This is a genomic window from Sphingobacteriaceae bacterium, from assembly GCA_002319075.1.
Lineage (GTDB): Bacteria > Bacteroidota > Bacteroidia > B-17B0 > Aurantibacillaceae > Aurantibacillus.
On sequence record NVQB01000001.1, the window covers coordinates 4289009 to 4306941 of the forward strand.

A 17933-nucleotide genomic window follows, 5' to 3' on the forward strand; every position below is an offset into this window, starting at 1 on the left:
TAAATTTACTCTGTTGTATTTCTTCCTGCTTTATGTTTCGCCTATGCCAGAATCTAAAGCCTTCCGCACACCATGGAATTGCCGCTAATGCCCTGTTTTCCTATGGTGCTGAAAACAGGAACACTTGATTAAACAAACGAGTTATGCAGAAAAAATTAATTATTGCTTCCAACCGCTTACCATTTAAAATCGAAAAGCGAAATCAGAAATACGAATTGATCACCTCCAGCGGAGGCCTTGTATCTGCGTTAAAAAGTTTAATTGAAAATTATAAAGACCAATACAAAATTACCTGGGTTGGCACAGCGGATTTTACCCGCCAGATGTGGTATGATAACCAGGATCTTTTTGCAAATGTGGGTTTTGATGTGCAGCCGGTATTTATAACAGATAAAAAAACCGAGAAAGCTTATTATGATGGCCTTTCCAATTCCACTATCTGGCCACTCTTCCATTACTTTCCGTCTTTCGCAGAATTTCACGAACAACATTTTGAAGCCTACAAAAAGGTGAACAGTCTTTTTGAGGCAGAAATAGTGAAGATATGTAAGCCAGGTGACGTTGTGTGGGTGCATGACTATCACCTTATGACCTTACCCGGCCAGTTAAAAACAATTAACCCCGAATTACAGGTAGGATTCTTTCTGCATATTCCTTTTCCATCTTATGAAATATTTCGCCTGCTGCCTGAGAGATGGCGAGAGGAGTTGCTAAACAATCTTATTAAGGCAGATCTGGTTGGTTTTCAAACCAAGGAATACGCAAATCATTTTCTTGGCACCGTAGCCTACATTCTTGGCATTGAAAATGACCAGGGAAAAATATACCGTAATGGCCATTTATGCCAGGTTGGTGATTATCCTATCAGTATCGACTATGCAAAATTTAATGAGGCATTCGATAGTCCTGTTGTAAAAAAAGCAAGAATCAGTCTGCTGGAAAAATACAAAGGCGTTCGGCTGATTTTTTCGGTAGACAGGCTGGATTATACAAAGGGTGTAATTAACAGGTTAAATGCTTTGGAGAAGCTTTTTGAAGATCATCCCGTTTACAAAGAGAAAGTTATTTTTATTCTCAATGTGATTCCTTCACGCGATGGAATTACAAAATATACACAGCGGAAAACCATGATCGAGGAAAGTATAGGACGTATCAATGGCAAATACGGAAATGTACACTGGCAACCCATTATTTATCAATACAGGCATTTGAATTTTAACCAGCTTCTTACTTTTTATACCACCTGCGATGTAGCTTTGGTAACGCCCCTGCGCGACGGTATGAATCTGGTGGCCAAAGAATTTATCGCCTCACGAAAAGACACTAAAGGCGTTTTGGTACTGAGTGAAATGGCCGGAGCAGTGAATGAACTCGACCTGTCGGTGATTGTGAATCCTACCGATCTTGTTAAATTAAAGGATGCACTGATTGAATCCCTGGAAATGCCGGAAAGTGAACAAGTGCGCCGAATGGAAGTAATGCAGAGAATCGTGCTAAACAACACGATCAATCACTGGCTTAACGGTTTCCTCAAAGACTGTAACGAAATTTACCTTGCCAATAAATCACTCCATGCAAATGCACTTTCATTTGAAGCAAAAAATAAAATAATGCTGAACTATCAGCAATCTAAAAGCCGGTTAATCCTGCTGGACTATGATGGTACATTGACAGAGTTTACCCGTTTGCCAGAACATGCCAAGCCAAAAGAAAACCTGTTAAACCTTCTTCAAAGGCTGGGGGCGAACAGTAAGAACAATTTGTGTGTGATAAGCGGGAGAAGATCTTCTGACCTTGAGGCCTGGTTTGGGAACCATAATTTGACTTTGGTGGCAGAGCACGGAGGTAGTTTTAAACTTACGAATAGCAGCGAATGGATACAGATTAAAAATGTAGACATTAGCTGGAAACCTTCCGTTAAAGAAGTTCTGGAAAAACAGTTGCTTATCTATCCCGATTCCTTTGTAGAAGAAAAAGAATATTCTGTAGCCTGGCATTACCGCGCAGTAAACGCTGAACTGGATGAAAAACTATTTATTGACTTAAATAAGAAACTCACTGCTATCAATACAAACAACCTGTTTAAGATCCTGCAGGGCAATAAAGTTCTGGAAATTAAATGCGCAACAATTAATAAGGGACAGGCGGCACATAAATTGCTTTCTACAGGGAAGTATGACTTTGTAATGGCTATTGGTGATGACCGTACAGACGAGGACATGTTTGAAGTTCTGAATGAAGCGGCGCATGTTACCATCAAAGTAGGGTTGGATAAAACAAAGGCCAAATACAACTTTATAGGTACAAACAATGTCCTGTCTTTTCTGAGCCAAATGAGCGAACTAAACTAACAATGAATTTTGAAAGATTAAACTATCTCGACCGGGCTATACATTAAAGGAAATTATTAAAGTAGAAATAATTCATTTGATAACTTTTCGTCAATTCAACTAAAATTAGCTTTTTGCTATTGAACCAATTTAGCTCAGTTAGGGAGCACAAACATACAAATTAACTTAAGGCGAAAAAACCACACCGATCCGGATAACTGTGGGGAGTAGCTTTTTTGTTTTATGCCTTATTGTTTCTTTGTTGGTTGGCAATTGAGAGCGTGACAATTGATAGCTTCGCCGCCACTTACTTTAGGACTTACATAGGGAATGCCAAGGTTAAGACCTCTTAGTATAAAAAATACAGCCATGAGTGTAACTGCAAACGGAATAACTTTCCGCATTTTAGTTCTAAAAGGAACTGTTACTATGCCGCTTGCCAGAGGCAAAAGTAGCATCATTGGTAAAGTACCTGCACCGAAGGCGGCCATAAATAGAGTGGCGTTTAAAAGCTCTCCTGTACCCACGGCTCCTGCAAGGCCAACATACACTAAACCACAAGGCAGCAAACCATTTAGCAGGCCAATAAAAAATAAGGAAGACTGAGTTCCCTTTGAAAACAAACGTTCGAAGGCTGTCTTAATGCCTAAGAAAAAAGGATAAGCGCCTGAAGAATATTTAAAAGGAAGAAAAACGGAAACAAGAAGAAGAATTCCAAGTGTGATGGATAAACTTTGCTGAAGTCCGGCAAGTGCAAAACTTTTACCAATAATTCCTGCGAAGAGACCCAGGAGGGAGTAGGTGATAATTCTTCCGAGGTTGTAAAGGAGGATGAGTGCATACTTAATGAGCGGCGGCTTATGATGAACGGGCAGGGCCATAGCTATTGGCCCACACATGGCAATACAGTGAAAACTTCCTAAAAAACCTAAGCTAATAGCCGCAAGCAAAAAGTTCATCAGTTAAAATTTACGATCGCTTCTTTAAAATAGGTGCTTCCTTTACTCACAAAGGAGATGTGCATTTTGTAAACGCCTTTTATAAATCCCGGATCAATCATTTGAATTCCGTTTTCGTCGGTAATAAGTGGAATTGTTTTGTCTTTTGAGGCATCTGAGGGTCTTAAAAATTCAATTGTCCCTTTCAGATCTTTTGATACGACTTCTTGTGGTAAGATGATTTGTACAGATCTCTCGCGAATGATATAATCTATGGGAACCGATAGTTTGTCTGCGTTTGAGGTGGCATCTATCTGATCCTGGAATTTTAGTTCTTTTGAGTAGTAGTCTGCGTATTCCAGTTCTGTTTTATGCCGAAAGCATGTTATTACAAGTGTTAGTATGATGGCTACGAAGCTAAGATACACAATGGTTATTTTTATTCCCCAACTCATAGATGAAAGTTTTTAGTTAATAGTTTGTTGTAGATAGTCAATAGTTTATACGCTATGGTTATTTTGTTTTCGTTACTTTTTTTAATTGGTGGTAGGGCCAAGGAAATTTGTTTTTACTGTTTTTATTTTTTTGTTGTTTGAATAGATGCCGATGAGCAATTTTGTTTTCCTGCTTTTAAGATCAGATTTGTTGAGGTAAACAAAAAATTCTCCTTGCGACATGGCTTCTTTTTTTGTAGAGAGATCTTTGCCCATAATTTCAATCCGTCCTTTTAGATTTTCGAGGCGCAATTCTACCGGAAAACTATCGCGGGTTTTATTTACAAATTTGATGGTGTATAAATTACTAACCTGTTGATTCTCTCTCTCCTGATATAACATACCTTTAGCTCTTAAAATGGTGGCGTCGTAATCAGACCGTGTTGCAAGAAGTGTAGCTTCTATGCCAATGAGAATAAAAAGTACAATGGAGTAAGCTTTCATGCGGGTTGTGAATCTTAACTTTTTCTTTTCCGCAATTCCTTTTTCAGAATCAAAGCGTATCAAACCCACCGGCAGCTTCACACTTTCCATCATGTGATCGCAGGCATCAATACAGGCTGTGCAATTCACACATTCGAGTTGTGTTCCATTACGAATATCTATTCCGGTGGGACACACTTTTACGCATAAATTACAATCAATGCAATCGCCTTTTACTACCGTTGGATCTTTGGTGAATTTGTGTCTTGGTTCGCCGCGCAGATAATCGTAAGCTACCAGGATAGAATCTTTGTCGAGTAATACGCCCTGCATTCTTCCGTAGGGACACATGATAATGCAGACCTGTTCACGAAACCACGAATACACAAAAAAGAAAACAGAGGTAAAAATTAAAATACTTATGAGTCCTCCAAGATGCTGTTTTAAAGGATCTGTTACAATCTTCATCACCTGATCTACTCCAATAATATAAGAGAGAAAAGTGTTAGCAATAACGAAAGAAAGAGCAAAGAACAAACTGTATTTTGCCGATGTGCGTAAGATTTTCTCTTTATTCCACGGCATTTTTTTGAAGGCCTTTTGTTGATTTGCATCACCCATCACCCAGTATTCTATCCGGCGGAAAAGCATCTCCATAAAAACGGTCTGCGGGCAGGCCCAACCACAAAAGATCCGTCCGAAAATAACGGTAAACAAAGCGATGAACACAATAAAGATGAGTAAGCCCAATCCAAAAATGAAAAAGTCCTGCGGCCAGAAGATCATTCCGAACAAAATAAATTTACGTTCTAAAATGTTGAACAAAAAAAGAGGGGCGCCTTCAATTTTTATAAAGGGCAGGCCAAAGAAAATAATCAGGTAGACGTAACTGAAATATTTTCTAAGGTCATAAAGTCGGCCCTTTGGTTTGGTCGGATAAATCCATTTTCGTTTTCCCTGCTCGTCGATGGTAGCAATGGAATCGCGGAAACTATCTTGTATGTTATCGGTTTGGGACATTAGTTTTTAAGTTCAGAGGCAATTGTTTTTGTACTATCGGCCATTACAGATGAAGAATCAGACGGCATACTTTTTTCTATATAGAGTTCGCCTTGTTTGTCTTTTGGTTTAGCAGGATTCGTTCCTTTAAGCGTTCTGATATAGCTTGTTAACTGAGCAATTTGTATGGGTGAGAAATCTTCTTTCCACGATTTCATCCCTTTGTCGGGCCAGCCATATTTGATGGTTTTAAAAATATCTTTTAAGCTGCCACCGTGAATCCAGTACTCATCGGTTAAATTGGGGCCTACTGTGCCTTCGCCTAACTTTCCATGACATGCCGAGCAGGTTGAGATGAAAATATCTTTCCCGGCGGTTAAATCAGAAAGATCGGTTAGTGTTTTCACAGTACTTTCATCCACATTATTGGCAGAGTTTTTCATGTACTCCGCAATTTCAGCCTCTGCTTTTTTAATACTGTTTTTATATTCATCAGCTTGAAGCGGTGAGGTTTTTATGACGTGAAAATTGATAAGGTAAATTACTGCAATCAGTATGGTGAGATAAAAACCGTATTTCCACCAGGGTGGTAAATTATTGTCGAGCTCTTTAATACCATCGTAATCGTGATCGAGCATGATGCTTTGTTCTTCTTCAATATCAACGGTATCATTAATTTTGTCGAGCAAGGTTTTAGTTTTTGGTTTTGCTTCTGCGGCATTAACAAGCTTAGGTTTTTTAGCGCCGAGTATGCTTCTAAAAGTGTTAAACATAACAGCCAGTACAACCAGTTCAAGTGCTATCACAATTACCATAGTGTAAAAGGTAAACTGGTCTAGTCCTCCAATGCGATCGTCGATCACCTGCGCCGCTTTACTCTGCGAAAACGCAGCAAAATTCAGAGACAAAAAGAAGAACAGCCATCCCATTATTTTTAGACTGCCATTGTTTTTTTGTTCTTTATCCCTTTTAATTTTTTCCAGGAACATGTCTGAACCAATAATGTTCTTTAAGGCACTGCTTAAAGCCATTACCATTATGGCCAGTATAATGATCACCACCAAAAGGGTATTAAACAAAGCGTTGGAAAAATAGGTCGTCGTATTTTGAACTTCCTGTTCTTGTGCCAGTGACACTATTGGAAGTAAACAAATCCCCATTAAAAAATAGTTTTTTTTCATACTGTTTAAGCTAGTTGTTTTCATAATCAGAATCTGTTGTTTTTGTATCTAGTGGAATTGCGGCCACAACATCGAAATAGGTTTTCCCGGTTCTAATAACATAAATGGTGACTGCCAAAAAAAACAGGAAGAATATAAGGAATGATGCCAGCGGATAAAACCCAATGCCCGTGATGCTTTCTAAATAATTTATGAATTTCATAATGCGTTTTTTTAAAGATTAAATATGAAGAGCTAAAGTGCTAAACCCTGATCCACTTGTAAATGCGAATACCCGAATACAGAACAAACACGATTAATAGTGAAAAGGTAAGCAGGACGGAAAATTCAATTCCGGTAGAATCTTGTATGAAGTTTATAATTTTCATTATTTCAACTGTTATTAGTTAGACAATTTTGAAATTTCTTCTTTCGGTGCGGCTTTAATATCTCTGCCTAATTTTTGCAGATAAGCAATCAGGGCCACAATTTCCTTGTCTGGCAAAGTTTGAATACCATCTTTTTTTAGATTGGCTGCAATTTCTTCGGCCTGTTTTTTCATATCAGCAGGAGCTTGTTTTTCGTAACCCTTTGGATATGGCACTCCTAAACGTTGCATCGCTTTAATTTTACCAACGGTGCTTTCTACATCTATTTTATCATCTAATAGCCAGGGGTAGGTTGGCATGATAGAGCCCGGTGACATAGAAGTAGGATCCATCATATGGTTGTAATGCCAGCTGTCAGGATATTTCCCTCCCACGCGGGCCAGATCTGGACCAGTGCGCTTGGAACCCCATTGAAAAGGATGGTCATATACGAATTCGCCAGCCTTTGAATATTCTCCATAACGCGCCGTTTCATCTCTAAAGGGTCTTACCATTTGAGAGTGACAAGTGTAACAGCCTTCGCGCACATAAATATCCCTTCCCTGCAATTCAAGCGGAGTATAAGGTTTTACGCTCGAGATGGTGGGAATATTTGACTTTACTAAGAACGTAGGTATAATTTCTATTACCCCGCCAATTAACACCACCACTAAACTTACTATCATCAATTGGATTGGTCTGCGTTCGATCCAACGGTGCCAGTGATCGGTGTGATGTGCTTTGTAAGTAGTTGCTAAAGGCATTGCTTCAGCGTCTTCGTTAGCAAGGAAGTCTCCTTGTTTTACGGTTTTGATAAGGTTATAACACATTATCAAAGCACCGATTAAAAATAAAGTTCCACCAATTGCACGTCCAGCGTAGAAAGGAAGCATCTTCGTTACAGTATCCATGAACTGCCATTTCAACTGGCCTTCTGGTGTAAATTCTTTCCACATCAAACTTTGCATGATACCAGCGAAATAAAGTGGCACTGTATAGATAATGATTCCCAGGGTGCCGATCCAGAAATGCATGTTGGCAAGCCTGGTAGAATAAAGTTTCGTGCGGAACATGCGGGGGAGCAACCAGTAAAGTATACCGAAAGTCAAAAATCCGTTCCAGCCTAATGCTCCTACGTGTACGTGAGCTACAGTCCAATCGGTAAAGTGACTGATGGCGTTGATGTTTTTAATAGAAAGCATCGGACCTTCGAAAGTAGCCATACCATAAGCCGTAACAGCTACTACCAGGAATTTCAGAACAACATCGTCACGCACTTTATCCCATGCGCCTCGTAAGGTGAGTAAACCGTTGATCATACCACCCCACGATGGTGCGATCAACATGATGGAAAATACTACGCCTAATGATTGTGCCCAGTCTGGCACAGCGGTGTAAAGCAAGTGATGTGGACCAGCCCAGATATAAATAAAGATGAGTGCCCAAAAGTGAATGATGGAAAGTCTGTAAGAATACACAGGACGGTTTGCCGCCTTAGGTAAAAAATAATACATCAAACCCAGGTAAGGCGTTGTTAAGAAAAAGGCAACAGCGTTATGTCCATACCACCACTGCACCAGGGCATCCTGTACACCTGCATACCAGGAATACGATTTCCAGAAGGAAACAGGTATTTCGATGGAGTTTACAATATGTAACAGAGCAACTGTAACAAAGGTGGCAATGTAAAACCAGATAGCCACATACAGGTGACGTTCTCTTCTTTTTATGATTGTGCCAAACATGTTCCAGCCAAATACAACCCATACAATTGTAATTAAAATATCGATTGGCCATTCTAACTCTGCGTATTCCTTACCGGTTGTTTTTCCGGCAAGCAGTGTAACGGCAGCAAGTACAATGATCAATTGCCAGCCCCAAAAATGAATTTTGCTAAGAGTGTCGCTAAACATTCTGGCTTTTAATAAACGTTGCAAAGAGTAATAAACACCCATAAAAATGCCATTGCCCACAAAAGCAAAAATTACAGCATTCGTATGCACAGGACGCACACGACCGAAAGTAGTTTGCGCAGTTTCGAGATTAAAGATGGGCCATACTAACTGTAAAGCAGCAAGTAGTCCGGCCAACATGCCTACAATGCCCCAAAGCATGGTAGCATAGGCAAAGTATTTCACGATCTTGTTGTCATATTGAAATTTTTCGATTTCCATAGGTTTTTTATTTTGTGTGTTTGGTTATTTCGTGTTCTTTAGTTTTTAATTCAGGTTTTACAGTCGCATCGTCAAAAAGCATTCTTACCGAGGGCGTATAATCGTCGTCGTATTGACCGTTCTTAACCGACCAGATAAAGGCAATTAAAAAACCGATGGCGATGCTGAGACTAGCTGTGAGAAGTATTAAGATGACGCTCATTTACGGGTGTAAAAATAGCGGGCAAAAAAAAAGCGCCTTATGATAAGGCGCAGGATAAAATATGATTAATATCAGAATCAGATTTTCTTTGCGTGTGAAACCAATCAGCTTAATTGTTTTTAGAATGCTTCTTCATTTAAGATAAAGCTCAGGCAACCTGGCTCTTTAACGCAAAGCACTGATAGCAAGGTCTCGCTGCTTGTTAATAGGGCATAAAAACGTATACTACAGCTATGAATACATACACGTTTAATCAGAATCCTGAAGTGGACTACTTAAAATTTAAATCTTGCGGCCGAACCACCTGCTCATTACCGTTGTAAAAATAACGATGGAAAGAGAACTTAAAGGCATGAGTATCGCAGCGATAACAGGTGAGAGAAGTCCTTGCACAGCAAAGGATAAACCCACTATGTTGTAAAGAATGGAAATTATAAAACTGCCAAAAATAATGGGTTTTTCTTTTTTGCAATAGGCAAACAGTTTATCAAGATTCGCAAATTGTTTCCCGTCAAGGATGGCATCGCAGGCGGGAGAAAAATTATTGATGTTGTCGCTTATGGCAATTCCTGCATCGCTTTGTTGCAAGGCCCCTGCGTCGTTAAGGCCATCACCTATCATTATTACTTTACTACCTGCTTGCTGCAATGCATTTATGTAGTCTAATTTTTGTTGAGGACTTTGCTCAAATAAAACTTCGGAAGTTTGCCCAAACATCTGCATCATTTTATTCTCCTCTGCGTTATTATCCCCTGAAATTACTGCCAGATTGTAGCCTCTGCGTAAACGGTCAATAAGTCCTGTTAATCCATCGCGGTAAGCCGATTTAATTGCAAAGTATCCTAACACTTCGCCGTTAACCGAAACATAAACCTTAGAAGTATCTGGCAGATGCACAGATCTAGAACCTGTTACAAATTCTTCAGAACCAAGTTTAAGTTGATGATCCTGGATCGTAGCACTGCAACCTTTGCCTTTTTCTTCTGCAAAATTTTTAGTCGCTAACAGTTTTTGTACAGGAAGGTTAGAAACCACCGCTTTGCTGAGTGGATGAGCGGATTGAATCGCCAGCGATCGCAACAGCTGCTGTTCGAATGCGCTGAGTGCGCCACATTGAAAGTGTATTGAAGCTTCCGATTGCCGGCTAATGGTACCTGTTTTGTCGAATACAACAGTGTCAGCTTCAGCGATTCTTTCAAGTACTGAAGCGTCGCGGATAAAAAAGCCAGCTTCCTGCAAGCGTGCCAGTATGCTACCATTGGTGAAAGTGGCCGAAAGTAATAAGGCGCATGGACAAGCAACAATAAGGATGGCTGTAACAGAAGGCCAGATTTTTGTAGTGTCATATATACTCCAATACACAGCCGTGATCGCAGCAATGGAAAATAATACATAGGTAAAATAGCGACTCACCCGATGCACGAAAGATTTTTTACGTTCTTGTTTTTTTTGTTTGAAAATAGCGTTGTTCCAAAGCTGTGTCAAATAACTTTGTGAAACTTCTTTAATAATTTCCAGTTCAATAGCACCTCCAACCTGCTTTCCTCCCGCGTAAAGTATTTCGCCAATGGTTTTTTCAGAAGGAAGCGATTCTCCCGTAACAAAACTATAATCGATGTTTGCCCTGCCCATAAACAGGATGCCATCGGCGGGAATAATTTCGTGACTGTGGATGCGAACACGATCTCCTTTTTTTAAATCCGATACTGGGATCTGTATTTCTGTATTGTTTTTTAAAAGTGTTACACCTATTGGAAAATAAGAGGTGTAATCGCGGTTAAAAGTCAGCGACTGGTAGGTCTTATCCTGGAAAAAACGGCCAATGAGCATGAAAAAAACGATTCCACTCATAGAGTCAAGATACCCTGCACCTGTTCCGGTAAAGATCTCGTAGAGGCTTCTGCTAAAGGTAATTAGCACGGCAAGCGCAATAGGCGCGTCGATGTTCAGGAATTTTTGTTTCAAACCTTTGTTGGCGGAAATAAAAAATTCAGAGGCACAATAAAAAAAAACTGGAAGGGATAAACCAACATTTAAAAACGTGAAGAGATTTTTTAGACTTGTTTCCTGAATATCGCCCGAAGCAAAATAGTCAGGGAAACTGAGCAGCATAATATTACCAAAACAAAAACCCGCAATACCTAATTTGTACAAACGTGTTTTATCGTAGGGTTTTAATTTAGACTGTGACAGGTCATTAAGGCTGATATGGGGTTCATAACCAATGCTTGTAAGCAATTCAGCAATTTCGCGCAGGTTAGTTTTTTGAAAATCAAAAATGATGGTAACTTCTTTTTTTAAGAAATTAACCTGCGATTTTAAAATGCCTTTGTTGAGTTTTGATAACTGCTCCAGCAGCCAGATGCAACTGCTGCAGTGCATTTGTGGTAAATAAAAAATTATGTGCCGCTGTGTGCCTTCCAAAAAGTGAATGAGCTTGTCAGCAATTTCTTTCGTGTCGAGAAAAGCAAATTTTCCATCCCTGACTTTTATTTTTTGAGCAAGGCCCGGATTTTTTTCAAGATCATAATAGCTGCACAAGCCGTTTTGATCGAGAATGGCATAAACCATTTTACAGCCTTCACAACAAAATATTTTTTCATCTGTGTGAATATGCGTATCATCACAAACTTCGCCGCAGTGGTAGCAAGCGGTTTTAGGAGCAGCCAGGGTAGCCATACTAAGAATTCGTCTTTTTACGGGTACTTATTTTGAGGGGGCTGTACAAAGGGCAATAACCTATAAAGGAAGTGAGAATGAAAATTCCTGAAACACTGAGCAGCACAATCGCAAGGGTTCCGCTAATGATTTTAAATGCAAACAATGCCACAATAATCGCCGCTATAATAACCCGTATTAAACTGTCGGCAGTTCCCATGTTTTTTTTCATTTCTTTTTTTATTACAAAACTAAGCGTGCAGCAAAGGGTAGGGGCTGAGTAATCTCATGCCGGGTATATGACAAATGTCAGGCAGTTTTACTTATTTGGATAATAGGTTTGTATAAAAAAATACCTATGTACATTGAGCAGATTTATACAAAATGTCTTTCAGAAGCCACCTATTATATTGAAAGTAACGGCTTTGCCGCGGTGATAGATCCTCTTAGAGAAGTACAGCCCTATCTTGATCTTGCCAGGAGCAGGGGGGCAGAAATTATTTATGTTTTTGAAACACATTTTCATGCAGACTTTGTAAGTGGCCATATCGATCTTTCCAATAAAACCGATGCCATTATTGTGTTTGGACCCACCACACTTAAAACCGGATTTCCAGCTGTTATAGCCAAAGATGGTCAGGTATTTCAACTGGGCGATGTTACAATACAATTGATTCATACCCCGGGTCATACCATGGAAAGTTCGTGTTATCTTTTGAAATCTGACAACAAGCCAGTGGCTTTATTTACCGGAGATACCTTGTTTATAGGCGATGTAGGCCGTCCGGATCTTGCCCAAAAAGTAATCGCAGAACTTACGCCTCAAAAATTAGCGGGTCATTTGTTTGATTCCTTAAGAAATAAAATTATGCCGCTGCCCGATGATCTTATAATTTGTCCGGGTCATGGCGCAGGCAGTGCATGTGGCAAAAACATGAGCAAAGAAACGACAGATACTTTGGGTCACCAGAAAAAAGTAAATTACGCGCTAAACACTTCGTTAAACAAAGAAGAATTTATCCGCCAGGTTTTAACTGGATTAACGCAGCCACCAGCTTACTTTCCACAAGACGTTTTGCTGAATGTCAAAGGTTACGCTTCTATAGATCATGTTTTTCAGCGCTCACTAAAACCTTTGGTAACAGATGAATTTAAAAAAATGATTGAAACGACTGAGCTCGTAATTCTGGATACACGAGATGCCCAAACATTTGCCCAGGGTTTTGTGCCGGGCTCGGTTAACATAGGAATTGATGGAAGTTTTGCTACCTGGGCCGGAACGCTTATAAAGGATACCACTACATCCATTGTATTTGTCGCTTATCCTGGCAGAGAAGAAGAAGTAGTCACACGTCTTGCGCGGATAGGGTTTGATACTATTCTCGGCTATCTTGACAAAGGTTTCGAAAGCTGGAAGAACTCCGGACTTCCTGTAGAAAAAATTAGCAGCATTGAACCTGCCCTTTTTTCAACCTTGCTTAAAAATTCTGACACTAACATTATTGACGCAAGGAATCAAAAAGAATTTGAAGAAGGTCATTTACCGGGCGCAAAAAATTTGCCTCTTGAGTATATGGAAGAACATGAGGAAGAGATAAATAAAGATAAGGTTACTTTTGTTTACTGTGCCGGCGGTTACAGGTCTATGGCATTTATTTCTTTACTTAAACGCAAAGGTTATAATAACCTGGTGGATGTTAAGGGTGGTTTTGCCGCAATAAAACAAACAGCTGGTTTTGGTGATCAGATAAGTAATGAAACAGATGCTCGTACTTTTTGCGAAATCACTAAAGAAAACAAACAGTTAAACACAAATAGGGAAGTTTAGATGAGCTGATCTTTTTAAGCTCTTTTCAACTGACCTAAGTCATTTGAGATTCCTGCTGTTGCATCTATCTTGTAGTAATGAAACAAGATGAGCAAAATCTTTATGAAGAATATTACCAGGTTGCTTTAACCTTATTACAAGAAGGTAAACACCACGAAGAAATTCAGGAGCATCTTGGTAAAAAGAGCGAAGACATTGTGCTGATCACTGTTGTAATTAAAGAGGCCAGAAACGCTCATTACGCCGGTTTAAGAAAACAAGGATTGCGACTGTTACTGATTGGATGCATTACCGGCTTATCGGGTTTTTTAATTACCTGTATTAATTTCAATACAAACAGATCTATTGATCTGGCCTTGTATGGTCTTACCACCCTTGGCATTAGTTTGGTATTCTGGGGGCTTTTTAAGATCATAGGATAATTTATTTTTTGACTCAGCTCCCACTCGCATTTGAACACTACAAACGTGTTCAGAAATGCAGATGTAAGAATACCTGAGCAAACCACGAATCTCTATGACAACTATCACCAGATCGAATGAGTTTGATCAGCCGGACAAATGCGGGACTTTTAGACATTTGATCAAAAATAACCATTATGAAAGAAAAAGAATTTGCGGTTAATACAGCTATAGGTAAAGTGCGGAAAGACTACTTCAGAGATGTTTTACTTGAAGAGAATTGCGAACCAGATCCCTTTTCTCAAATGGAACTTTGGCTGGCGGAGGCCTTAGAAAAAGATAGTCTGCATGCCAATGCTATGACCCTTAGCACAGTTACAAAAACAGGAATGCCTGATGCCAGGATCGTGCTGCTGAGGAATATTTCTTACGGAGGTTTTACTTTTTATACAAATTACAATAGCGCCAAAGCACAGCAGATCGATGCCAACGCGCAGGTTTGCTTAAGTTTTTTTTGGAAAGAACTTGAACGGCAGGTTAAGATACAGGGAGAAATTAGGTTTCTTCCGGTAGCAGAATCGGACGCCTATTTTAAAGCAAGACCTTTTGAGAGCCAGGTGGGAGCATGGGCTTCACAACAAAGTAAAGTTATAAGCGGTAGGGCGACCCTGGACGCGCAATTCGATGCAGCTCTCGTAAAATATGAAGATACAGAAGTTCCACGCCCAGACCACTGGGGAGGTTATGTGGTACTGCCTTCTGTTTTCGAATTCTGGCAGGGGCGTAATAGCAGGCTGCACGACCGCATCCGTTATACCCATCAGCACGACAAAAACTGGAAGATGGAGCGACTCATGCCCTAATCAACACTAAGCATTAAATCCTCTAAGAAATAAAATAGGAATAGCTCTCTGATTTTTCCCGGCCCGCATTCGAATATTTAATGCGGACTCTGAGTTGTGTTTTGAAGTATGTATGTGCCTACCTGGTTCAGGAGCTGGGTTCTGTCCTGCAAGCCCACGCGGTTCCATATCATCGAGCCATTTATGTAGAGGATAATAACGGGTAATCCATCCACTTCAAAGTAGTCGGCAATAGCAGGATTATTTTCCATATCAATGATGAGAAAATCAACTTTATTACCCGTATCCAACATCACCTGGTCGAGAATAGGTTTTTGTCGTTTACATACTACACACCAGTCGGCAGTAAAGTTTACAAATAAAGGTTTAGTGCTTGTCTTCAATTTTAAATTAAACTGATCTACTGTCATACCCACTGGATACTGCGCTGAAGCAGATGTTGTACCGTTCTGCGCAATAGCAGTGTACTGTAATAATGCTGTAAAAAAAAGAAATACGAAAGTTTTCATGCTAAGTCGTTTTAGTGTTGTACAAAAGCTATTTTTAAATGATGATAAGCCTCATCAATTTCTTTTTTGAAAAAATCCCATTTATGTTTCGCCTCAGCTTGTTTTAATAAAATCTTTGCTCTTAGTTTATCCAGATGAAGATGGAATTCAATTTTCTTTTGTTCGATATTAAATTCCGTTTTTAGTTTTTTTAGTTGGAAGCCCAATGCTATAAGTTCGAGTTTTGCTTTGAATTTTTCAAACTCGAGTTGAATTTCGCCCGCATAGTTTTGCACAAGATCTTTTTCTTTCAGTGCAAACTCAAGGTTAGTTAATTCGTTACGGATTTTATGGATTTGCTCTTCAACTACTTCTTTTGTTTCTGCGATACCCAGGCCCAGTTGTACACGGAGTTGTTCAAAAGCTCTAAGCACCGGCGAAGTAGTTTTATCACCCTCAGTTTCTAAATACCCTGATTTCAGATGCTGAAGGCGGTTTTCGAAATTTTTCTTAAGCTCCTCAAAAAGGTCTTTTGCTTCTGATTTGCCCAGTGCTACCTGCACTTGCAACTCTTCCAGTTCTGAAGCCGCATTTTTTAAACCTGCAATAAGTTTATCTATAAAAGTTTTTTCGGGTGCCTCCATGAGATATAATTTTAATCAAATTTACACAGCACCCACGCCCACTGCGCTAACCTTGCTCATAGCAATACATGATCTTTATCAGAACTGATCTTGGTCACTTCGCGGGGACTTTATATGAAGTAGCTTTGCGCTCTTAAATTTACTATGAACTCTATACGATTTACTGCCAAAGATGCAAGAGACAATCAATTTGCTGCCGCTCTTAAAAAAAATGTTCACGACTATTTTAAAACCAATCACTTGTCTACCAAAGCCAATACAGCCATGGTGATAAAGACATTTATGCTGCTGGCGCTCTACATTGTGCCCTTTGTTTTGATTCTTTCTATTCCAATGAATGCCTGGCTGGCGTTGTTATGTGTGATAGTTATGGGTATTGGCATTGCCGGAGTGGGCATGGGTGTTATGCATGATGCCTGTCACGGAGCTTACTCCAAGAGAAAATGGGTAAACGATTTACTCGCCGGCTCACTTTATTTGCTTGGCAGTAATGTGTTGAACTGGAAAATTCAACACAATGTGTTGCATCATACCTATACCAACATTAATGGTTTGGATGAGGATATTGATTCTAAAGGTCCGATTCGTTTGTCAGAAAATACAGCGCTTAAAAAGTTTCACAGGTTTCAATATCTGTATGCTTTTTTCTTTTATGGACTTATGACCATTGTGATGCTCACCAATGATTTTACGCGTTTAAGAAGATATGCCAAAATGGGTTTACTTACCAGCCAGGATAAAAGTTTAAAAAAAGAATTTGCTAAAATGTTTATCAGGAAAGTGATTTACCTCTCTCTCATTTTTGGATTGCCTTTGTGGTTAACCCCTTTTACCTTCTGGCAAATTCTTCTTGGCTTTTTTATCATGCATTGGGTAGCCAGTATTATTCTGAGTTTTGTTTTTCAAATGGCGCATGTAGTAGAAGGTGCAAGTCAGGAAGATTCCACTAAGGATATAGAAGCTGGATGGCATGTTCACCAGTTGCAAACTACCAGTGATTTTGCAAGAGATAATTGGTTATTGAGCTGGTATGTAGGAGGCTTGAATTTCCAGATAGAGCATCATTTGTTTTCAGGTATTTGTCACATACATTACCGGAACCTTGCTTTTATAGTGGAGAAGACCGCTAAAGATTTTAATATTCCCTACAACCTAAAACCTAGTTTCCGTGCCGCTTTGCACTCTCATATTGTGCGACTAAAGGCCTTAGGCAGAGCTTAGTAAATTTTTTTTCTTATCATTCGTATAAACCCAGGTGGGAAAGTAAAAAACCGAACATCCATTCAAGAAGGGCTGTGGCTTTTGAATTATAGGTGTATAAGGGTTTACCCTTATATAAATGATAAGTTATGAAGAAATGAAACTTTTTTCAAGCCTTGCTGTTTAAGCATTATCCTTGCAAATGACGCTATTCCCGATAAGCATCAAAAAACAATTTAAATGAACCACACATGCTTTTAGTAAAAGGGAGAAAAAAATTAAAAGAATTTAAAAACGCAGTCTTTACAGTTTATTTAAAAGATACCGGCGTATTGGGTATAGAAGCAGAATCAGACATGACCTATGATGTGGACGATGTGAGGCAAATAATTGACAATACAAAATACATTGCCGGAAACCAAAAATATCTGATACTTGTAAAAACAGGTCCTATGGCGGTTACGACCTTTGCTGCTTTAAAATTATTGGCCGAGCCGGATGCTGCCGGCTATGCGCATGCTAAAGCCTATGTGATTTCAACAATTAGTCAAAGATTAATGGCTAATTTTTTCATGTATTATTTTAAACCTGCTATTCCCATCAAATTTTTTAAAGATCCCAGGTTAGCAGAGGTCTGGCTCCTTAAAACTTACCGTCATTTACTAAGATAGATTTATAAGGGTAAACCGCGAAATTATTAGTTCAGAGTGGTAAATTGTTCTATACCCTTATATAAAAAAAAGCTTTATTTTTAGCACACAAC

General features: G+C 39.4%; 17 protein-coding genes. 6 read left to right on the top strand and 11 right to left on the bottom strand.

Annotated features, from left to right (window positions below):
- The first annotated feature begins 143 nt into the window (after positions 1-143).
- Positions 144-2351, top strand: a complete 2208-nt coding sequence (locus tag CNR22_18515; GenBank protein PBQ33687.1) for a bifunctional alpha,alpha-trehalose-phosphate synthase (UDP-forming)/trehalose-phosphatase — start codon at positions 144-146, stop codon at positions 2349-2351.
- Positions 2352-2578: 227 nt separating this feature from the next.
- Here CNR22_18515 and CNR22_18520 read toward each other — a convergent pair whose 3' ends face one another.
- The 9 genes from CNR22_18520 to CNR22_18560 form a co-directional block, all read right to left on the bottom strand.
- On the bottom strand, positions 2579-3289 hold the full coding sequence (locus CNR22_18520; protein PBQ33688.1) for a hypothetical protein: 711 nt from the start codon (positions 3287-3289) through the stop codon (positions 2579-2581).
- Positions 3289-3723, bottom strand: coding sequence for a hypothetical protein (locus CNR22_18525; GenBank protein ID PBQ33689.1), 435 nt, complete (start codon positions 3721-3723; stop codon positions 3289-3291). Before CNR22_18525 ends, CNR22_18520 begins: the two co-directional genes overlap by 1 nt.
- Before the next feature lie 81 nt (positions 3724-3804).
- A complete protein-coding gene (gene ccoG, locus CNR22_18530; GenBank protein ID PBQ33690.1) occupies positions 3805-5205 on the bottom strand; it encodes a cytochrome c oxidase accessory protein CcoG in 1401 nt (466 codons plus the stop codon).
- Positions 5205-6389, bottom strand: coding sequence for a cytochrome C oxidase subunit III (locus tag CNR22_18535; protein ID PBQ33691.1), 1185 nt, complete (start codon positions 6387-6389; stop codon positions 5205-5207). The genes ccoG and CNR22_18535 overlap by 1 nt, the downstream gene beginning before the upstream one ends.
- Entirely contained in the window at positions 6376-6567 is a 192-nt protein-coding gene (locus CNR22_18540; GenBank protein ID PBQ33692.1) for a CcoQ/FixQ family Cbb3-type cytochrome c oxidase assembly chaperone, read from the bottom strand. Before CNR22_18540 ends, CNR22_18535 begins: the two co-directional genes overlap by 14 nt.
- 180 nt (positions 6568-6747) lie before the next feature.
- Positions 6748-8886, bottom strand: a complete 2139-nt coding sequence (locus tag CNR22_18545; GenBank protein PBQ33693.1) for a cytochrome C oxidase Cbb3 — start codon at positions 8884-8886, stop codon at positions 6748-6750.
- Positions 8887-8893: 7 nt separating this feature from the next.
- Positions 8894-9088, bottom strand: coding sequence for a cbb3-type cytochrome oxidase assembly protein CcoS (gene ccoS, locus CNR22_18550; protein PBQ33694.1), 195 nt, complete (start codon positions 9086-9088; stop codon positions 8894-8896).
- Between the two features lie 282 nt (positions 9089-9370).
- Entirely contained in the window at positions 9371-11767 is a 2397-nt protein-coding gene (locus tag CNR22_18555; protein ID PBQ33695.1) for a heavy metal translocating P-type ATPase, read from the bottom strand.
- Between the two features lies 1 nt (position 11768).
- The gene (locus tag CNR22_18560) at positions 11769-11978 is read right to left on the bottom strand and encodes a hypothetical protein (GenBank protein ID PBQ33696.1); all 210 of its coding nucleotides are present in this window, start codon (positions 11976-11978) and stop codon (positions 11769-11771) included.
- A 126-nt stretch (positions 11979-12104) separates the two neighbouring features.
- Here CNR22_18560 and CNR22_18565 point away from each other — a divergent pair, with 126 nt between their 5' ends.
- From CNR22_18565 to pdxH, 3 genes are all read left to right on the top strand, one after another.
- Entirely contained in the window at positions 12105-13574 is a 1470-nt protein-coding gene (locus CNR22_18565) for an MBL fold metallo-hydrolase (GenBank protein ID PBQ33697.1), read from the top strand.
- 77 nt (positions 13575-13651) lie between these two features.
- Positions 13652-13996: a hypothetical protein gene (locus CNR22_18570; protein PBQ33698.1), complete on the top strand. Its 345-nt coding sequence runs from the start codon at positions 13652-13654 to the stop codon at positions 13994-13996.
- A gap of 176 nt (positions 13997-14172) precedes the next feature.
- On the top strand, positions 14173-14838 hold the full coding sequence (gene pdxH / locus CNR22_18575; GenBank protein PBQ33699.1) for a pyridoxamine 5'-phosphate oxidase: 666 nt from the start codon (positions 14173-14175) through the stop codon (positions 14836-14838).
- 77 nt (positions 14839-14915) lie between these two features.
- Here pdxH and CNR22_18580 read toward each other — a convergent pair whose 3' ends face one another.
- Positions 14916-15347, bottom strand: a complete 432-nt coding sequence (locus CNR22_18580; protein ID PBQ33700.1) for a hypothetical protein — start codon at positions 15345-15347, stop codon at positions 14916-14918.
- An 11-nt stretch (positions 15348-15358) separates the two neighbouring features.
- Positions 15359-15970 carry a hypothetical protein gene (locus CNR22_18585; protein PBQ33701.1) on the bottom strand — a complete coding sequence of 204 codons (612 nt, stop codon included), beginning with the start codon at positions 15968-15970 and terminating at the stop codon, positions 15359-15361.
- A 144-nt stretch (positions 15971-16114) separates the two neighbouring features.
- On the opposite strand from CNR22_18585, the gene CNR22_18590 reads away from it, so the two are divergent.
- Positions 16115-17191 carry an acyl-CoA desaturase gene (locus CNR22_18590; protein PBQ33702.1) on the top strand — a complete coding sequence of 359 codons (1077 nt, stop codon included), beginning with the start codon at positions 16115-16117 and terminating at the stop codon, positions 17189-17191.
- A gap of 230 nt (positions 17192-17421) precedes the next feature.
- Entirely contained in the window at positions 17422-17841 is a 420-nt protein-coding gene (locus CNR22_18595) for a hypothetical protein (GenBank protein ID PBQ33703.1), read from the top strand.
- The last annotated feature ends 92 nt before the right edge of the window (positions 17842-17933 follow it).

Bases quoted from the DNA above. Each gene is read 5' to 3' on its own strand.
- CNR22_18535 (PBQ33691.1), bottom strand. From the start codon at position 6,389: ATGAAAACAACTAGCTTAAACAGTATGAAAAAAAACTATTTTTTAATG.
- CNR22_18545 (PBQ33693.1), bottom strand. From the start codon at position 8,886: ATGGAAATCGAAAAATTTCAATATGACAACAAGATCGTGAAATACTTT.
- CNR22_18515 (PBQ33687.1), top strand. From the start codon at position 144: ATGCAGAAAAAATTAATTATTGCTTCCAACCGCTTACCATTTAAAATC.
- CNR22_18580 (PBQ33700.1), bottom strand. From the start codon at position 15,347: ATGAAAACTTTCGTATTTCTTTTTTTTACAGCATTATTACAGTACACT.
- ccoG (PBQ33690.1), bottom strand. From the start codon at position 5,205: ATGTCCCAAACCGATAACATACAAGATAGTTTCCGCGATTCCATTGCT.
- CNR22_18595 (PBQ33703.1), top strand. From the start codon at position 17,422: ATGCTTTTAGTAAAAGGGAGAAAAAAATTAAAAGAATTTAAAAACGCA.
- CNR22_18540 (PBQ33692.1), bottom strand. From the start codon at position 6,567: ATGAAATTCATAAATTATTTAGAAAGCATCACGGGCATTGGGTTTTAT.
- CNR22_18555 (PBQ33695.1), bottom strand. From the start codon at position 11,767: ATGGCTACCCTGGCTGCTCCTAAAACCGCTTGCTACCACTGCGGCGAA.
- ccoS (PBQ33694.1), bottom strand. From the start codon at position 9,088: ATGAGCGTCATCTTAATACTTCTCACAGCTAGTCTCAGCATCGCCATC.
- CNR22_18525 (PBQ33689.1), bottom strand. From the start codon at position 3,723: ATGAGTTGGGGAATAAAAATAACCATTGTGTATCTTAGCTTCGTAGCC.
- CNR22_18590 (PBQ33702.1), top strand. From the start codon at position 16,115: ATGAACTCTATACGATTTACTGCCAAAGATGCAAGAGACAATCAATTT.
- CNR22_18520 (PBQ33688.1), bottom strand. From the start codon at position 3,289: ATGAACTTTTTGCTTGCGGCTATTAGCTTAGGTTTTTTAGGAAGTTTT.
- CNR22_18570 (PBQ33698.1), top strand. From the start codon at position 13,652: ATGAAACAAGATGAGCAAAATCTTTATGAAGAATATTACCAGGTTGCT.
- pdxH (PBQ33699.1), top strand. From the start codon at position 14,173: ATGAAAGAAAAAGAATTTGCGGTTAATACAGCTATAGGTAAAGTGCGG.
- CNR22_18565 (PBQ33697.1), top strand. From the start codon at position 12,105: ATGTACATTGAGCAGATTTATACAAAATGTCTTTCAGAAGCCACCTAT.
- CNR22_18585 (PBQ33701.1), bottom strand. From the start codon at position 15,970: ATGGAGGCACCCGAAAAAACTTTTATAGATAAACTTATTGCAGGTTTA.
- CNR22_18560 (PBQ33696.1), bottom strand. From the start codon at position 11,978: ATGAAAAAAAACATGGGAACTGCCGACAGTTTAATACGGGTTATTATA.